General features: G+C 59.5%; 16 protein-coding genes. 3 read left to right on the plus strand and 13 right to left on the minus strand.

What is annotated here, in order from left to right:
- Window positions 1-35: 35 nt before the first annotated feature.
- The 3 genes from PspS49_RS26970 to PspS49_RS26980 form a co-directional block, all read right to left on the minus strand.
- Complete coding sequence (locus PspS49_RS26970) at window positions 36-356, minus strand: DNA-binding transcriptional regulator (protein WP_127930012.1); 321 nt, start codon at window positions 354-356, stop codon at window positions 36-38.
- Window positions 349-705: a type II toxin-antitoxin system RelE/ParE family toxin gene (locus PspS49_RS26975; RefSeq protein ID WP_127930463.1), complete on the minus strand. Its 357-nt coding sequence runs from the start codon at window positions 703-705 to the stop codon at window positions 349-351. Before PspS49_RS26975 ends, PspS49_RS26970 begins: the two co-directional genes overlap by 8 nt.
- Window positions 706-959: 254 nt before the next feature.
- Window positions 960-2243 carry an aminotransferase class III-fold pyridoxal phosphate-dependent enzyme gene (locus PspS49_RS26980; RefSeq protein ID WP_160042090.1) on the minus strand — a complete coding sequence of 428 codons (1284 nt, stop codon included), beginning with the start codon at window positions 2241-2243 and terminating at the stop codon, window positions 960-962.
- A gap of 169 nt (window positions 2244-2412) precedes the next feature.
- Here PspS49_RS26980 and PspS49_RS26985 point away from each other — a divergent pair, with 169 nt between their 5' ends.
- Entirely contained in the window at window positions 2413-3327 is a 915-nt protein-coding gene (locus tag PspS49_RS26985; RefSeq protein ID WP_127930014.1) for a LysR family transcriptional regulator, read from the plus strand.
- A gap of 227 nt (window positions 3328-3554) precedes the next feature.
- On the opposite strand, the gene PspS49_RS26990 is transcribed toward PspS49_RS26985, so the two are convergent.
- The 10 genes from PspS49_RS26990 to bioB all read right to left on the minus strand — a co-directional run bounded on the left by PspS49_RS26990 (window position 3555) and on the right by bioB (window position 16010).
- Window positions 3555-5333, minus strand: a complete 1779-nt coding sequence (locus PspS49_RS26990) for an acyl-CoA dehydrogenase C-terminal domain-containing protein (protein WP_127930015.1) — start codon at window positions 5331-5333, stop codon at window positions 3555-3557.
- 226 nt (window positions 5334-5559) lie between these two features.
- Window positions 5560-7356, minus strand: a complete 1797-nt coding sequence (locus PspS49_RS26995; protein WP_160042092.1) for an acyl-CoA dehydrogenase C-terminal domain-containing protein — start codon at window positions 7354-7356, stop codon at window positions 5560-5562.
- 90 nt (window positions 7357-7446) lie between these two features.
- Window positions 7447-8736, minus strand: coding sequence for a GGDEF domain-containing protein (locus PspS49_RS27000; RefSeq protein ID WP_127930017.1), 1290 nt, complete (start codon window positions 8734-8736; stop codon window positions 7447-7449).
- A 192-nt stretch (window positions 8737-8928) separates the two neighbouring features.
- A complete protein-coding gene (locus PspS49_RS27005) occupies window positions 8929-10734 on the minus strand; it encodes a phenylacyl-CoA dehydrogenase (RefSeq protein WP_127930018.1) in 1806 nt (601 codons plus the stop codon).
- A 274-nt stretch (window positions 10735-11008) separates the two neighbouring features.
- A complete protein-coding gene (locus PspS49_RS27010) occupies window positions 11009-11305 on the minus strand; it encodes a pyrroloquinoline quinone biosynthesis protein PqqE (RefSeq protein ID WP_160042094.1) in 297 nt (98 codons plus the stop codon).
- A 108-nt stretch (window positions 11306-11413) separates the two neighbouring features.
- Window positions 11414-12094, minus strand: coding sequence for a dethiobiotin synthase (gene bioD / locus PspS49_RS27015; protein WP_150651663.1), 681 nt, complete (start codon window positions 12092-12094; stop codon window positions 11414-11416).
- A complete protein-coding gene (bioC, locus tag PspS49_RS27020; RefSeq protein WP_150749685.1) occupies window positions 12091-12900 on the minus strand; it encodes a malonyl-ACP O-methyltransferase BioC in 810 nt (269 codons plus the stop codon). Before bioC ends, bioD begins: the two co-directional genes overlap by 4 nt.
- Window positions 12893-13624: an alpha/beta fold hydrolase gene (locus PspS49_RS27025; RefSeq protein WP_127930022.1), complete on the minus strand. Its 732-nt coding sequence runs from the start codon at window positions 13622-13624 to the stop codon at window positions 12893-12895. The genes bioC and PspS49_RS27025 overlap by 8 nt, the downstream gene beginning before the upstream one ends.
- Window positions 13617-14795 (minus strand): 8-amino-7-oxononanoate synthase, encoded by a 1179-nt coding sequence (bioF, locus tag PspS49_RS27030; protein WP_127930023.1) that lies wholly within the window; start codon window positions 14793-14795, stop codon window positions 13617-13619. Before bioF ends, PspS49_RS27025 begins: the two co-directional genes overlap by 8 nt.
- Before the next feature lie 159 nt (window positions 14796-14954).
- Window positions 14955-16010: a biotin synthase BioB gene (gene bioB / locus PspS49_RS27035; protein ID WP_064388191.1), complete on the minus strand. Its 1056-nt coding sequence runs from the start codon at window positions 16008-16010 to the stop codon at window positions 14955-14957.
- Window positions 16011-16101: 91 nt separating this feature from the next.
- Between bioB and PspS49_RS27040 the strand changes: the two genes are divergently transcribed.
- Entirely contained in the window at window positions 16102-16836 is a 735-nt protein-coding gene (locus PspS49_RS27040; protein WP_160042096.1) for a ComF family protein, read from the plus strand.
- 186 nt (window positions 16837-17022) lie between these two features.
- A complete protein-coding gene (locus PspS49_RS27045; RefSeq protein ID WP_150749687.1) occupies window positions 17023-17787 on the plus strand; it encodes a TOBE domain-containing protein in 765 nt (254 codons plus the stop codon).
- Window positions 17788-17804 lie beyond the last annotated feature (17 nt).

Below are 17804 nucleotides of genomic sequence, written 5' to 3' on the forward strand. Positions count from 1 at the left end.
TTCGTCAGGGTTCAGTGCAATAGCTGCCCACCGCCTTAAGCCAGAATTTTCAGCCCATGCTTCTGCACAATACTCAGCAGCTTGAGGGCCATCCCACTTGGATGTTTTTCTCCCGATTCCCACTGTTTAATCGTCGACGCACTGGTATTCAAATACCGTGCGAACACTGGCTGGCTGACATTATTGCGCTCGCGTAGCGCCTTGATCTGATCGGCCGGGATCGCTTCTGGAACCGTTGCCAGGCAAGACTCATCAAACTCCCGCATGGTTGCCTTGCTGATTGCTCCGACAGCCAGAAGAGCACTGGCTGACTCGTGTATCGATTCAAAAACTTCACTTTTGAATTTCTTACTCATGAAATATCTCCACAAACTCTTTCATCGCCAACAAATCCCGAATCTGCTCTTCAGTCAGTTGCGCGTACACCTTGGCTAACTTTCTTAAATCCTTCAGTTCTGTGTGAGTGATGTTGCTCTGATCTTTCTTTGCAAACAGCACTTGATAGATCCAATAGCGCCCTCCCTTCGCCAAAACAATTGAGCGATGACGGTTGGCGCTCAATCGTTTCTTCCAGACGCCACCACCAAGATCGTCAGCCTGACCTGCAAGCATCTGGCAAAACGCCTCCCGAAGCTCCTCGTCGCTGATCCATGCCTTGCCGGCTCGTATCGCAAAACCTTTGGTTTTGAACAGCCTGAATGACATCGGTATCCCTTCCCAAAAAACATACCACCCAGTGGTATAGATTACAAAGCCATCCGTCTCGAAAATATCGATCGGCCTTAACCCGCATTCCCTGCCGGCGCTTTCTAAAAAACCATTCGTACCACGAACACTCAAGGACTAATCGCCACCTGCAAAACCCGGCCACAAAAAAAACGCCCCACGCCAAAAGAATCAGGCGTGGGGCGTGCGTTATACCGCGAGACGGTTCTTGGAATCGGGTGGGAAACTTCAGTTCAGACGGCAATCCCCTTGCGGCATTGCAGTTGTGCGGTGCGCACTCGCGAGAAGGCGCGGCCCAGGCGCAGGAGCATTTCGTCGATGTTGGTTTTGCTCACGGTGAGCGCTGGGGTGAAGCGCAAGCAGTTGGCTTGCGGGGCGTTGAGCAGCAAGCCTTCGTGAAGGGCGGCGTGGACCACGGCCTCGGCGGAATCGTCTGACAGGGTCAATCCGTAGAACAGGCCTTGGCCACGCAGTTCGCCGTGGTCGTAGCGGTGCGCCAATCGGGCCAGGCCTTCGCGCAGATGTTGGCCGTTGTCGTTGATCTGTTCGAGAAAGCTGCGGTCTTGCACGCTGTCGAGCACCACCAGCCCGGCCGCTGTCATCAGTGCGTTGCCGTGATGGGTGCCGCCGAGTTCGCCTGCTTCGAAACAACACGCCTTGCCCCGCGCCAATAGCGCCGCCAACGGCACACCGCCGCCAAGCCCTTTGCCGAGCACGACGATATCGGCGCGTACGCCGTAGGACTGTTCGGCGAGCAACGTGCCGCAGCGGCCGATACCGGTTTGCACTTCGTCGAGGATCAAGAGAATGCCCAATTCGCGGCACAGTCGTTCGACACCTTTGAGGTAATGCTCGGTGGCTGGAACGACGCCGGCATCACTCTGGATTGGCTCCAGCATGATCGCTACAGTCTGCGCATCGACCGCCGCGTGCAACGCCGGCAAGTCGTTGAACGGCACCAGATCGAAACCCGGCAGCAACGGCGCAAACCGGTTGTGCAGGTTGCAGCTGTCCGAGGCGGAAATTGTCGCCAGACTGCGACCGTGACAACCCTGCTTCGCGACAATGATCCGCGAGGCGCCGCCGCGATGCAGCTGCCCCCATTTGCGCGCGAGTTTGATCGCCGCTTCACAGGCTTCGCTGCCGCTGTTGAGCAAGTAGGCCTGATCGCTGAAAGTGGCGGCGCACAGACGCTCGGCAAGGCTGAGCATACCGCGACTATGCAGATTGAAACCGGGATTGATCAGCGCCTGCGCCTGACTGCTGATGGCTTTGACCAATGCCGAAGGGCTGTGGCCAAGGCTGTTGGCACCGCCGGACTGGGAAAAGTCGAGGTAAGCGCGGTCGTTACTGTCCCACAACCACGAACCCTGCCCCCGGACGAACACCTGTTGCGGCCGTTCGACGCTGGGCATCAGCCTTTCAGCGCTAGGATTTTCGCTGCTTTCAGCCGGATCGGCCTCGAAGGCGAGGTCATCAAGACTCGGCATCTGACGCCGCAAACTGAACAGATTCATTGAAAAACACCTCGTTTCAGGTGTTTTGAACTGCCTATGCAAACACTGTCGAAGCGAACGCTATTCATCGCGCTTTCTGGCCCTGTAAGCCTTGTGAATGCGGTTAGACTAGGCGCACTGACGCCTGCGGGCCATTTCGATTTCCCAGCATTTTCGATAAGCATTACTTATGGATTTCAAACAACTGCGTTATTTCGTCGCGGTCTACGAAGAAGGTCATGTTGGCCGCGCCGCTGAACGCCTGTCGATCTCGCAACCGGCACTGTCGCAGCAGATCCGCCAACTCGAGCAAAACCTCGACGTCACTCTGTTCGAACGCAGCAGCAAACGCCTGCTGCCAACTCTCGCCGCGCACACGCTGTACAACCATGCCTTGCCATTGCTTGATGGCTTGCAACGGGCGCGCGAGGCATTGGGCAACTTCAAGGGCCAGGCCTTGCGCACGCTGGCGATTGGCGTGCTGCAAACGGTTCACACCAGTCTGGTGCCGCAAATGCTCGAACGGGTGCGCAAGGCGCAACCGCATCTGGTGGTGCAAATTTACGAATTGACCGGACTTGAGATCGAGCGGCGACTGCTCAACGGTTCATTGGACATCGGCATCAGTTATCTGCCGCCACGCCAACCTGGGCTGCACGGCGTAATGCTCTACGAAGATGAACTGACGCTGGTGATCCCGGCGGACCACCCATTGCGTGAATTCAAGAAAGTCTCGATGCGCCAAGCGGCAGAACTGCCCATGCTGCTGTTGGGCGAAGAATTCCAGATCCGCCAGATCTGGCAGGCGCAACTGACCGCGCTGGGACGTCGCCCGCAAGTACAGGCCGAACTGAACAATATGGTGGGGATTCTCGACAGTCTGCCGCACACCAGACTGGCGACGGTGCTGCCCGGGCGTTCGCAGAAGGAATACGACGATCAGGATCTGTTGTGGAAACCGCTGAGCGAACCGCGGGTACCGCTGAAAGTGGGCCTGGTCTGTCGCGATGTGCAGCGTCAGCAGGCGCCTTTGGCGCTGTTGCAGACATTGCTGGAGGAAGTGATGGCGCGTGAAGTGCGGCCAGAGAGAGATCCTTTGGTCTGAGCTCTTTTCTTCAGGCAAAAGAAAACCCCGCCGAAGCGGGGCTTTGCAGACTGTTTCCCTGACATCCATTTCACTCCGCCACCCTGGCAGAATCCTACGTGTCCGTGTTGTTGCTTTGCGCTTCCTGCGCGACGTCCATGAAATGTAGATTAGCCGTGGATCCAATCCGCGCCTATGGGAGAACAGCAGCACGTCATGTAAGAGAATGCTTACATGACGCGATCACATCAGAATTGCGCCGCATCCAGCAGGAACAGCGACTCGCTACCAGCCTTGACCGACGCGCTCAGCGAGTGAATACGCGGCAGCAAACGGGCGAAATAGAAGCGCGCAGTGCCGAGCTTGCTGGCATAGAAATCGTCCTGCGCTTCTTTACCCAGTGAGGCTTTGGCCATCAATGCCCACATGTAGGCGTAGGAAACGTATCCAAACGCTTGCAGATATTCGACCGAAGCCGCGCCGATTTCGTTCGGGTTGGTTTTCGCCCGATCCAGCAGCCACGAGGTCAGCTCGTCGAGGGTGCCGACGGCATCGTTCAGCGGTTTGGTGAATTCGCCCAGATCGGCACTGGCGGTAGCGGTGAAATGGCGGATCTCATCGGCGAACAGTTTGTAGAACGCACCGCCGCTGCCGACGATCTTGCGCCCGACCAGGTCCAGTGCCTGAATACCGTTGGTGCCTTCGTAGATCTGGGTGATGCGCACGTCACGCACCAGTTGCTCCTGGCCCCACTCGCGGATGTAGCCGTGGCCGCCGAAAATCTGCTGGCCGTGCACGGTGGTTTCCAGACCCAGATCGGTAAGGAACGCTTTGGCCACCGGCGTCAGCAACGCAACCAGATCTTCCGCACGTTTGCGGGTGGTGGCATCTTCGCTGAACTTGGCAGTGTCGAGTTGCATCGCCACGTAAGTGGAGAACGCGCGTCCACCTTCGTTCGAGGCTTTCATGGTCAGCAGCATGCGCCGCACGTCCGGGTGGACGATGATCGGGTCAGCGACTTTGTCTTTGTTCTGTGCACCGGTCGGCGAACGGCTTTGCAGGCGGTCGCGCGCATATTCAACGGCGTTCTGGTACGAGCGCTCGCCAGTCGCCAAGCCTTGGATGCCGACGCCCAGACGCTCGTAGTTCATCATGGTGAACATCGCGGCCAAACCTTTGTTCGGCTCGCCGACCAGATAACCCACGGCTTCGTCGAAGTTCATCACGCAGGTCGCGGACGCCTGGATGCCCATTTTATGCTCGATCGAACCGCAGTTCGCCGGGTTGCGTGCGCCCAGGCTGCCGTCGGCATTGACCATGAACTTCGGAACCAGGAACAGCGAAATGCCTTTCGGGCCCGCCGGGGCATCTGGCAGTTTGGCCAGCACCAGGTGAATGATGTTTTCGGTAAGGTCGTGTTCGCCACCGGTGATGAAGATCTTGGTGCCGCTGACTTTGTAGGAACCGTCGGCCTGAGGCTCTGCTTTTGTACGAATGATCCCCAGATCGGTACCGGCGTGTGGCTCGGTCAGGCACATCGAACCGGCCCAGACGCCGGCGTACATGTTCGGCAGGTAGGCGGCTTTCAGCTCTTCGCTGGCGTGGGCGTTGATCGACAGGCAGGCGCCGGCGGTCAGCATCGGGTACAGACCGAACGACAGGCTGGCGGAGTTGACCATTTCTTCGACTTGCGCCGACACGGCTTTGGGCATGCCCATGCCGCCGTATTGCGGATCACCGCCAACGCCGACCCAGCCGCCTTCGGCATAAGTCTGATAAGCCTGTGGGAAACCGGCCGGGGTGGTGACGGCACCGTCGGCCCAGTGGCAGCCTTCTTCGTCAGCGGCACGGCTCAGTGGCGCGATGCTTTTGCTGGTGACCTTGCCGGCCTCTTCGAGAATGGCTTCAACGGTTTCGGCGTCGACGGTCTCGGCCAGCGCCGGCAGTTCGGCCCAGAGTTTGGCGACTTCGAACACTTCATTGAGGACGAAGCGCATATCGCGCAGCGGCGCTTTGTAGTCAGCCATGGCAAACCTCGCAAGATCTAAACGGTGATTCGTGGAAGGGTGTTTTCGTTGAGCCGGAGTGTACCTCAACAACTTTTGCGACACATAGGGTCAACCGGTGACTGATTTGTTATTTTTAGTCACCACAAAAAGATCGCAGCCTGCGGCAGCTCCTACAGATAAAACTCGGTCCCATGTAGGAGCTGCCGAAGGCTCGGGCCGCGATCGGACGATCTTTTGATCTTGCTTAAAGCGCAAACATTTCCGCCGGCAACTTCATCAAACACTCACTCCCCGCCTCGATCGCCGCCCTATGCGCCGCCGTACGCGGCAACAAGCGCTTGAAGTAAAACTCGCTCGTCGCCAATTTGCCCCGCAGGTAATCCGCCTCACCCTCGCCCGCTTCCAATTGCGCCTGCGCCACCAACGCCATGCGCAACCACAGATAACCGAGAATGATGTAACCGCTGTACATCAGGTAATCCACCGACGCCGCGCCCACTTCATCCGGGTTCTTCATCGCCTCCATGCCGACCTTCATGGTCAGGTCGCCCCACTGCTGGTTCAACTCATTGAGTTGCGCAACGAAACTGCCCAGTTGCGGATGCTCGGCGTTGGCTGCGCAGAATTTGTGGACGATTTTGGTGAAGCCACGCAGCAACTTACCCTGACTGCCGAGCACCTTACGGCCCAGCAGATCCAGCGCCTGAATACCGTTGGTGCCTTCGTAGATCGGTGCAATCCGACAGTCGCGAACCAACTGCTCCATGCCCCACTCGCGAATAAAACCGTGGCCACCAAACACCTGCATGCCGTGGTTGGTCACTTCCAGCCCGGTGTCGGTCATGAACGCCTTGCAGATCGGCGTGAGGAACGCCAACAGATCTTCCGCCTCCTGCCGTGCCTCGGCGTCGCTGCTCAGGTGCGCGACATCGAGCAACTGCGCGGTGAAGTAGGTCAGCGCGCGGTTGCCTTCGTTGAAAGCTTTCATGGTCAGCAACATGCGCCGCACATCCGGGTGGACGATGATCGGATCCGCCACTTTGTCCGGGGCTTTGGCGCCAGTCAGCGAGCGCATCTGCAAGCGGTCGTTGGCGTATTTGATCGCGCCCTGAAAGCTCGCCTCGCCCAGACACAACCCCTGCATGCCGGTGCCGAGCCGCGCGTGGTTCATCATGGTGAACATGCAGTTCAGGCCCTTGTTCGGTTCGCCGATCAGGTAGCCTTTGGCGCCGTCGAAGTTGAGCACGCAAGTGGCCGACGCCTTGATGCCCATCTTGTGTTCGATCGAACCGCAGGAAACGCCATTGCGCTCGCCTGCTTCGCCCGCCGCATCCGGCAAGAACTTCGGCACGATAAACAGCGAAATCCCTTTGGTCCCTGCCGGTGCGTCCGGCAGTTTCGCCAACACCAGATGGATGATGTTGTCGCTCATGTCGTGCTCGCCAGCAGAGATGAAAATCTTGCTGCCGGTGACCGCATAACTGCCGTCAGCCTGAGGCACGGCGCGGGTCTTGATAATGCCCAGGTCGGTGCCGCAGTGGGCTTCGGTCAGGCACATGGTGCCGGTCCATTGCCCGGCGGTGAGTTTGCTCAGGTAAGTTTCTTTTTGTTCGGCAGTGCCGTGGGCATGGATTGCCGACATCGCGCCATGAGTCAGGCCCGGGTACATGCCCCAGGAGGTGTTGCTGGAGCCGACCATTTCGCTGATCACCAATCCCAGCGAACTCGGCAAGCCCTGGCCGCCGTAAACCGGATCTGCTGCCAGACCGTGCCAGCCGCCCTCGACGTATTGTGCGAAGGCTTGCTTGAAGCCTGTAGGCGTTGTCACCACACCATTGTCGAAATGGCAGCCCTCTTCGTCACCGCTGCGATTGAGCGGCGCCAGAACGTTCTCGCAGAACTTCGCGCCCTCTTCGAGAATCGCGTTGATCATGTCCGGGCTGGCGTCGTGCGCGCCGAGGGTGGCGTAATTGGCGTGGAAGTCGAAGACGTGGTCGATCAGAAAGCGCATGTCGCGCAGGGGAGCTTTGTACTCAGGCATGGTGGCTTCTCCGTCAGCAGATTTCCTCAACCTACTGCCGGCCACCACGCCCCACAATCATTGTGCAGACGCTGAATGCGCCGTCATCACTCAACCTGCGGCCGTGTCCATGCGCACCGCGCCGCGGCGGTTTTGTCCGTATGCCATCACGCAATTACGCCCCGCACCTTTTGCGGCATAGAGCGCCTCGTCGGCAGACTTCAGCACTTGTTCCGGGTTGCGCTGTTCCACTCGTTCGGCGACGCCGATGCTCACCGTCACCGATACGCTGGAGGCACCCGAGCCGGCCCGGCGCTGACGACCTTGCTGATCATCCTGCGGACGGTTTTCCTGATTGCGCAGTTGAATGCTGTAGGACGCAATCGACTCGCGGATCACCTCAAGATGCGGCATGCACTCTTCAAGGGTTTTGCCTGCGAACACCAGAGCAAATTCCTCACCACCGTAGCGATACGCCCTACCGCCACCGCTGATTTTCGACAGCTTGCTGGCGACCAGACGCAGTACCTGGTCACCGACATCGTGACCGTGGGTGTCGTTGAATTTCTTGAAGTGATCGACGTCGCTCATCGCCAGCACGTAGTTGCGGCCAAGGCGCTGCATGCGTTCGTTGAGTGCGCGGCGGCCCGGCAGACCGGTGAGTTCGTCACGGAAGGCCATTTGATAAGCCTCGTGCGCCACCGCAGCGGCAATCATCAACATCACCTGACTGCACATGATGTTGAGGGTAAACGGCAGGATGAAGGTTTTCGGCAGCATCCAGAACACGCCGAGCAAGCCGACCAGTTGCGCCGCATGCAGCGGGCGCGGATTGCGCCAGTATTGCCAGGCGAGCAACAGGAATGCCGAGATAAACACCGGATAGGACAGCTGGATCAGGCTCATCCATGCGCCATGCAGCGCCGGCCAGCGGATCTCCGACAGCCAGATCAGCAAAGCCTGGGGATAACTTTGCTCAAGGCCCAACGCCACACTGCCAAAGGCCAGCAACACGGCGAACCGCGCGACCATGTCCTGGAACAGATGTGTTCGTTCCTGCCAGGCGGCGAACAAGCCGAATAACAACGGCAGCAATAAACAGACGAGGTGGAAGACCACCGCAGCGTCTTCGCGGACCTTGCCGTTGTCGCGGTAATAGTCGGTCTGGGTATCGAGGAGAAAGTAGGCGATGTACACCGTGAGCATCAGAAACAGCTCGCGCTGACGGCGGTAAACCGCGCAATAAGCACCACCCAACAACAGCACCAACGTCGGCAACACATTGAACAGCGAAGTGAAGAACACGTTGAGGTCTTTGACGTACGCAGCCGCCAACCCCGCGAGTAACAACAGCAGTGAAGGTAGGAAATGGCTGAAACGTACAGCGGAAGAACGCGGCAAGGGTAAAGCTCCGACCCGTCATATCAAAGAGATGGCATTGTGCCTGCAAAGTGCAGCCAAGCCCACACAATGTGATCCAGATCACACACTGTCTCTTTAACGGCCGGAAGCCCGACTATCTGAGCGATTCGCCAACAAAAAAACCGCTGCCCCCCAACGGGAGCAGCGGTTTTCATGAAACAGCGCTAGAGCTTAGTAACCCAGCGCGAAGTCTTCTTCTTTCATGTCCATCAGGTTGTTGGCGCCCGACAGCATGGTGGCCACGTGCGTACGGGTACGCGGCAGGATGCGCTGGAAGTAGAAGCGCGCGGTTTGCAGCTTGGCGGTGTAGAACGCCGCGTCGCCGCTGCCTTCTGCCAGCTTTTCAGCGGCCAGACGCGCCATGTCGGCCCAGAAGTAAGCCAGGCAGGCATAACCGGAGTACATCAGGTAGTCCACGGAGGCCGCGCCGACTTCTTCGCGATCTTTCATGGCGGCCATACCGACCTTCATGGTCAGCTCGCCCCATTCCTTGTTGATTGCAGCCAGCGGTGCGACGAATTCTGCAACGGCTTCGTTGCCTTCGTTGTTCTGGCAGAACTTGTGGACGATCTTGGTGAAGCCTTTCAGAGCTTCGCCTTGAGTCATCAGCACTTTACGGCCCAACAGGTCGAGTGCCTGGATGCCAGTGGTGCCTTCGTACAGCATCGAAATGCGGCTGTCACGAACGTTCTGCTCCATGCCCCACTCGGCGATGAAGCCGTGGCCGCCGTAGATCTGTACGCCGTGGTTAGCGGACTCGAAACCGACTTCGGTCATGAACGCCTTGGCGATCGGGGTCATGAAGGCCAGCAGTGCGTCGGCTTTCTTCTTCTCTTCTTCATCGACACCGTATTTGACGATGTCGACCTGTTTGGCGGTGAAGTACACCATCGCGCGATTGCCTTCGGCGAAAGCCTTCATGGTCAACAGCATGCGGCGTACGTCAGGGTGCACGATGATCGGGTCAGCGGCTTTGTCCGGCGCTTTCGGGCCAGTCAGCGAGCGCATTTGCAGACGATCGCGAGCGTATTTCAAGCCGCCCTGGAAACCGATTTCGGCGTGGGCCAGACCTTGCAGTGCGGTACCCAGACGTGCGGTGTTCATAAAGGTGAACATGCAGTTCAGGCCTTTGTTCGCCGGGCCGATCAGGAAACCAGTGGCGCCGTCGAAGTTCATCACGCAAGTGGCGTTGCCGTGGATGCCCATCTTGTGTTCCAGCGAACCGCAGCTCACTGCGTTGCGCTCACCGACAGTGCCATCGGCATTCGGCATGAACTTTGGAACGATGAACAGCGAGATGCCTTTGGTGCCAGCCGGTGCGTCCGGCAGGCGGGCCAGTACGATGTGGACGATGTTGTCGGCCATGTCGTGTTCGCCGGCCGAGATGAAGATCTTGGTGCCGGAGACTTTGTAAGAACCATCAGCCTGAGGTTCGGCCTTGGTGCGCAGCATGCCCAGGTCGGTGCCGCAGTGCGGCTCGGTCAGGCACATGGTGCCGGTCCATTCGCCGGAAACCAGTTTGGTCAGATAGGCTTCTTGCTGCTCTGGGGTGCCGTGCTCGGAGATGGTGTTCATCGCGCCGTGCGACAGGCCTGGGTACATGCCCCACGACCAGTTGGCTTCGCCAACCATTTCACTCACTGCCAGACCCAGCGACTCCGGCAGGCCTTGGCCGCCGTGCTCAACGTCGTGGGCGAGGCTTGGCCAGCCGCCTTCGACGAATTGCTTGTAAGCCTCTTTGAAGCCAGTCGGGGTTTTCACGCCGGACTCGCTCCAGGTGCAACCTTCGAGGTCGCCCACGCGGTTCAGCGGTGCCAGTACCTGCTCACAAAACTTGGCGCCTTCTTCGAGAATGGCGTCAACCATGTCCGGAGTTGCGTCTGCGCAAGCCGGAAGGCTCTGATAGTGCGCTTCGTAGCCGAGCAGTTCGTCACGAACGAAGCGAATATCACGCAAGGGGGCCTTGTAGTCAGGCATAGCGATAAACCTCTGCTGATGTAACCGGGAATGAACGACCGTGTTGATTTGTTGTGACGGTCAAACAGTTGTTTGAAACATACGTTTACGCCGAATTCTTGTCAAGCATCGATCTTTTGCCGTTCGTCATCGCACCTTTCAAACGCCGGGCACAGCAAACCGCCATGCGTTCGAATGAGCCACGGGCGCTGGAAAAAGATTAGTTGAGGGAGAAGGACTTACAACGAAAAACGCCGCGACAAGGCGCGGCGTTCAGGATGCAGATTGCGAAAAATCAGGCGAAGGTGTCGATGATCGTACCGAGCACTTCGTCGGAGGCTTTGGCGACTTTCACACCCAGCTCTGCCTGGATCTTGCCTTGGGACATCTCGACCATATTGCTGGCCAGATCCGATTGCTGGGCACGATCCACGCCGCGCAGACGATCAACCTGCACTTGCGAAGACTGGCTGGTCACCGAACGTTCAATCGTATTATTGGCAATCTGGCTGGCAGCCTGATCGACGCGGTTCTGCCCGCTCTGAATCGAGCTCAGGCCTGCATAAAAAGCTGTGTTACCGGAGATTTCCATAACGGTTCTCATCCTTGGGAAGGATCAATGGCTGCCATTGAAGCAGAGGCGCCAGAAAAACACCCGTCAAAAACACTAATGGCACAGTGCCTGCCCATAGAGAAAAGCTTAGTCGAGCAAATCCAGTTGCAGATGAGCCGCCACCGCTTCCGCACTCAACGCCTTGAGTTTCGGCACTCGACCCAAACAGGGCGCTGGGATCCGCTCAGCCAATGTCGCCAGATTCTCCTCCAGCCGCGACGTCTTCGGATCAATGATATTCGCCACCCACCCTGCCAATTGCAGCCCATCGCGAGCAATCGCCTCGGCCGTCAGCAAAGCATGACTGATGCAACCCAGCCGCACGCCCACCACCAGAATCACCGGCAACTTCAGCGCAATCGCCAGATCCGACAAATTATCCTGATCCGCCAACGGCACCCGCCAACCACCCGCGCCTTCGATCAGAGTGAAATCGGCATTCATCGCCAGAATCTCACGCATCGGCGCCAGCAGCGATTGCACGGTCAACGCGACACCCGCTTCACGCGCCGCCAGATGCGGAGCAATGGCCGGCTCGAACGCCACAGGATTGACCTGTTGATAACTCAGCGGCAACGAACACTCGGCCAACAGCGCCAGCGCGTCGGCATTGCGCAGTCCTTTCGGCGTCACTTCGCACCCGGACGCCACCGGTTTGCCCGCCGCGGTGCTCAACCCTGCAGAACGCGCCGCATGCAGCAACCCGGCGGCAACGGTGGTCTTGCCGACGTCTGTGTCGGTTCCGGTGATGAAATAGGCTGCGCTCATACGGGTTTCTCCAACACGGCGTAGACCACCTGATAAGTCGCCGGCAATCCCGACGCCTCACGGAATTGCTCGTAAGCTTCGACCAGCCCGAGAATCCGCGCGCGGCCGGTCAAACCGCCCGGGCGCCCAGGATTCAGATTGTGCGCACCCAACGCTTTCAGTTCGTGGGTCAGACTGCGCACATCCGGGTAGTGCAACACGTGAGGCTGATTCTCCAGACTCAACGTGCGCAAGCCACTGGCCGCAGACAATTGCTCATACCGGACGAACTCGCGGAAGCGATTGACGTGCACCAGCCCGTCGACCTGCCGCCAACTGTCGCGCAACTCAAACAACGTCCCTGCACAAAGACTAGCAAACGCAAAAATCCCACCCGGTTTCAGCACGCGAAAAGCTTCGCTGAGCACTGCATCGAAGTCCGCGCACCACTGCACGGCGAGGCTGGAGAAAATCAGGTCGCAGGTCGAATCCTGCAGCGGCAGCCGCTCCGCATCGCCGGCGATGAAATGCTCGGCACCGCCCAATGGCCGCGCGTGATTGAGCATGCCCTCGGCGATATCCAGCGCCAGACCGTGGCCCTCGGCAAACCGCGAAGCCAGCGCGCGAGTGAAATAACCCGTGCCACAGCCCAGATCCAGCCAACGCGCAGGCACAAATTCCTCGGGCAATCGCTGCAGCAACTGTGTACCGACATCACGTTGCAACTCGGCGACGCTGTCGTAACTGGCCGCCGCACGAGAGAAAGAGGCCGCGACCTGGCGTTTGTCAGGCAAGCCGCCAGGCAGCACAAGAGACAAATCAGTCATCACCGCACTCGTGTAGAAAAGCCTGGATCGCGCCCGCCAGTCCGTGGGGGTCTTCCAGAAGAAACGCATGACAGGCCTGTTCAATCAGACCTATTTCGATATCCGGCAACAGCGCGAATAACGCCCCCGCCGCTTCGGCAGGCACCAGCTCATCGTGCCCGGCAAAAAGATGAAACTGTGGGCCACGAAACGCTAGCAACGCTTCACGGGTGTCCAGTTGCGCGAGCAGTTCCAGTCCTGCCATCAACGCGCCGGGCGCCGTCTGCGGTGCGCCGCCGAGCATCAGCCGCGACAAGCCGCGCGGATCTTGCGCACCTTGAGCACACAGCAACGAGAAACGCTTGAGAGTCATCCGCGGATCGGCCTGGCAACCGGCAAGGAACGCATCGAAGGTCTCGCCGGGCATCGCATTCGGCCATTGTTCATGAGCAACAAAAGAAGGATTGCTCGCCAGCGTCAGCAAGCCGCAGCAATGTTCACCCCGACGTGCGGCCAATTCGGACGCAAGCATGCCGCCCAGCGACCAGCCACCGAGCCACACGTCGTGGGGAATACGTTCATCGAGTTCGTCGAGCCAGTCTTGCGGATCGCTGGAATCCAACTGCGGCAGCGGCTCGATTTCCACTTTCAGATGTTCGTCGAGCCCCTGCAACGCCGCAGCCAGAGGCTCCATCGGCGACACACCGAGGCCCCAGCCGGGCAGCAGAATCAGGCGATCACGCATGGCTTGGCTCCGACGACAGTTGGGCAAAGCAATCGGCCAGTCCCTGTAACAATAGCTGCACCTGCGCCTCGCTGTGCGCGGCGGTCAGGGTCACGCGCAAGCGAGCGCTGCCGGCGGGCACGGTTGGCGGGCGGATGGCGGTGACCATCAAACCGCGCTCGCGCAACATCTGCGACAACCGCACCGCGCGCCCGGCATCGCCAATCATGATCGGCTGGATCGGCGTGAAGCTGTCCATCAACTCCAGGCCAATCTGCTCGGCGCCATGGCGGAACTGACGGATCAGCGTTTGCAGATGTTCTCGACGCCAATGTTCAGTGCGCAGCAGCTCCAGGCTTTTCAGCGTCGCGCAGGCCAGCGCTGGTGGTTGGCTGGTGGTGTAAATGTACGGGCGGGCAAACTGGATCAGGCTTTCGATCAGCTCTTCACTGCCGGCGACGAAAGCGCCAGCGGTGCCGAAGGCTTTACCGAGGGTGCCGACCAGCACCGGCACATCCTCCTGACTCAAACCGAAGTGCTCGACGATGCCACCACCGTTGGCACCCAACGGCCCGAAACCGTGAGCGTCATCGACCATCAACCACGCGCCTTTGGCCTTGGCTTCGCGGGCGAGTGCCGGCAAGTCGGCAAGGTCGCCGTCCATGCTGAACACACCGTCGGTGACTACCAATGTGTTGCCGGTGGCTTTCTCCAGGCGTTTGGCCAGACTCACCGGGTCGTTGTGCAGATAGCGATTGAAACGCGCGCCGGACAACAGACCCGCATCCAGTAACGACGCGTGATTGAGCCGATCTTCCAGCACCGTATCGCCCTGCCCGACCAGCGCCGTGACGGCGCCGAGATTGGCCATGTAACCGGTGGTGAACAGCAGCGCACGCGGACGCCCGGTGAGGTCAGCCAATGCTTCTTCCAGTGCGTGATGCGGGCCGCTGTGGCCGATCACCAGATGCGAGGCACCGCCTCCAACGCCCCAGCGTTCAGCACCGGCGCGCCAGGCTTCGATCACTTGCGGGTGATTGGCCAGACCGAGGTAATCGTTGTTGCAGAACGCGAGCAGCGGTTTGCCGTCGACCACCACTTCCGGCCCCTGCGGGGACTCGAGCAGCGGTCGCTGGCGATAGAGGTTTTCGGCACGACGGGCAGCAAGGCGTGCGGCGAGATCGAAAGACATGCAGGCCTCGACTTTCAAGTGACACAGATCCCATGTGGGAGCGAGCCTGCTCGCGAATAGGCCTTCACATCCAACATCAATGTCGACTGAGGCACCGCTTTCGCGAGCAGGCTCGCTCCCACAGGGGTTTTGCATTCCTTCAGAGGAATCCGGCCGCTTTCAGACGGCGGCGTTGTAGAACTGCTCGCTGCTCTTCTGCTCCACCAGCGCCTGCTCGATCGCGGCCTGGTGAACCTCGTCGGCATGCTCCTCTCGGGCCTCTGGCTGGATGCCCAGACGCGCAAACAACTGCATATCCTTGTCCGCCTGCGGGTTGGCCGTGGTCAGCAACTTGTCGCCGTAGAAAATCGAGTTGGCGCCGGCAAAGAATGCGAGAGCCTGCATCTGCTCGTTCATCGCTTCGCGGCCAGCGGACAGGCGCACGTGGGACTGCGGCATGAGGATCCGCGCAACGGCGAGCATACGAATGAAGTCGAACGGGTCGATGTCTTCGGCGTTTTCCAGCGGCGTGCCGGCGACTTTCACCAGCATGTTGATCGGCACCGACTCCGGATGCTCCGGCAGGTTGGCCAACTGGATCAGCAGATTGGCGCGGTCGTCCAGCGACTCGCCCATGCCGAGAATGCCGCCGGAACAGATCTTCATCCCGGATTCACGCACGTAAGCCAGCGTTTGCAGGCGCTCGCTGTAAGTGCGGGTGGTGATGATGCTGCCGTAGAACTCTGGCGACGTATCAAGGTTGTGGTTGTAGTAATCGAGGCCGGCCTTGGCCAGCGCTTCGGTCTGATCCTGATCGAGACGCCCCAGGGTCATGCAGGTTTCCAGGCCCATCGCTTTCACGCCTTCGACCATTTTCAGCACGTACGGCATGTCTTTGGCCGACGGGTGCTTCCACGCCGCACCCATGCAGAAACGCGTCGAACCGATGGCCTTGGCGCGTGCCGCCTCTTCGAGGACCTTCTGCACTTCCATCAGCTTTTCTTTTTCAAGGCCGGTGTTGTAGTGACCGGACTGCGGGCAGTACTTGCAGTCTTCCGGGCAGGCGCCAGTCTTGATCGACAGCAGGGTCGAGACCTGCACGCGGTTAGCGTTGAAATGTGCGCGGTGCACCGTTTGCGCCTGGAACAGCAAGTCGTTGAATGGCTGTACGAAGAGTGCTTTGACTTCGGCCAGAGACCAGTCGTGACGCAGGGTGGCGGTAGTGCTCGCGCTCATGGGTAGTTCCTTGGTTATGCTTGGCTGGCGGCTGCGGGAACGGAATACCCACAGGCGCGACACGGATGTTCGGCATATTTAAGGAAGAGTCATGCGCTGTCAACCACGATACGAAGGACAGGTTTACATCTGTTTAAATAATGTACAGACCTGCTTGCTATGCGATGAGCCGGCAGAAGCAGAAATGCCAATCTGCGTGGCTTGCGAAACCGATCTGCCGTGGCTGGGAGATCACTGCATCACCTGTGCGCTGCCGCTGGCGACGGCGGACATGACCTGTGGTGAATGCCTGCTAGAGCCTCCGGCATTCGAACAGGTCGTTGTGCCGTGGACGTATGGCTTCCCGGTGGACAGCTTGATTACGCGCTTTAAACACAACGCGAAATGGCCGTTTGGCCACCTGCTCGCCGATGTTCTCGGGCAATGCCTGCAACATCGCTTCGATGAGGGTTTGCCCAGACCGGATGTGTTGTTGCCGGTGCCGCTGGCGGGTAAACGTCTGCGCCAACGGGGGTTCAACCAAGCGGCGATGCTGGCGCGCTGGTTGAGTCAGACGCTGGATCTGCCGTGCGAAGAACAGGTTCTGCGCCGAATCAAGGAGACCGGTGCCCAGCAGGATCTTGATGCCAAGGCGCGTAAACATAATCTGCGCAATGCCTTCGAGATCATGCCGGATGCGCAGGTACAAGGCCGGCATTTGGCGTTGGTTGATGATGTGCTGACCACTGGCGCGACCGCACAGGCTCTGGCCCGGCTGCTGATGAACGCGGGCGCGGCGCGGGTCGATGTCTACTGTCTGGCGCGCACGCCAAAACCCGGAAGCTGAAGCCAACACCATTCCCTGTGGGAGCGAGCTTGCTCGCGAAGGGGCCAGCACATTCAAAATCAATGTTGACTGAGACGCCGCTTTCGCGAGCAAGCTCGCTCCCACAGGGTTCTGTGTCAGGCTTGACTCTCGCGTCGCTAGCGGCCAACTTCCTCCCCCACCGCCACAGCAAAAAAGCACCTATCCATGTCCATGCCTTCCCTGTTGTCCCAGCACATCGTCCGCCGTCCGCAGCGCATCGCTCTGCTGCAACACATCGCCGAACAGGGCTCGATCACCCGCGCCGCAAAAAGCGCAGGCCTGAGTTACAAAGCGGCGTGGGATGCCATCGATGAGCTGAACAACCTCGCGCAGAAACCGCTGGTCGAGCGTGCCGTCGGCGGCAAGGGTGGCGGCGGCGCGAAACTCTCCAGCGAAGGCGAGCGCGTTTTGCGTCTGTACCAAAAATTGCAGGCCTTGCAGGCGCAGGTGCTGGAGGCAGCGGAAGATGCCAGCGACCTCGACCTGCTCGGTCGCTTGATGCTCAGAACCAGCGCGCGCAATCAGTTGCACGGCAAAGTCGTGGCAATCGCAGCGCAGGGCCGCAATGACCTGATCCGCCTCGAACTGGCCGAAGGGCTGTGCCTCGACGCGCAGATCACCCATGACAGCACCGTGCATCTGGAGCTGCAGGCCGGTACCGAAGTGGTGGCGCTGATCAAGGCCGGCTGGCTGGAATTGCTCGGCAGCGCGCAATCTGCAACGTCTGGTCACAATCTTCTGAAGGGCACCATCGAAGCGATTCTCGACGCCGAGGACGGCCCGAGCGAAGTACGGATTACCCTGCCCAACGGCCATACCCTCTGCGCTCTGGCTGAGCCGCTCGACTTGCGCACGCGCGGATTGAGTGTGGAACAACCGGTGCAGGTGCAGTTTTCGCCGTCCAACGTGCTGATCGGCACGCCGCTGTAATCCGGCGCTGCAACGAA

It is taken from the genome of Pseudomonas sp. S49 (assembly GCF_009866785.1).
In the GTDB taxonomy this organism is placed as follows: Bacteria; Pseudomonadota; Gammaproteobacteria; order Pseudomonadales; family Pseudomonadaceae; genus Aquipseudomonas.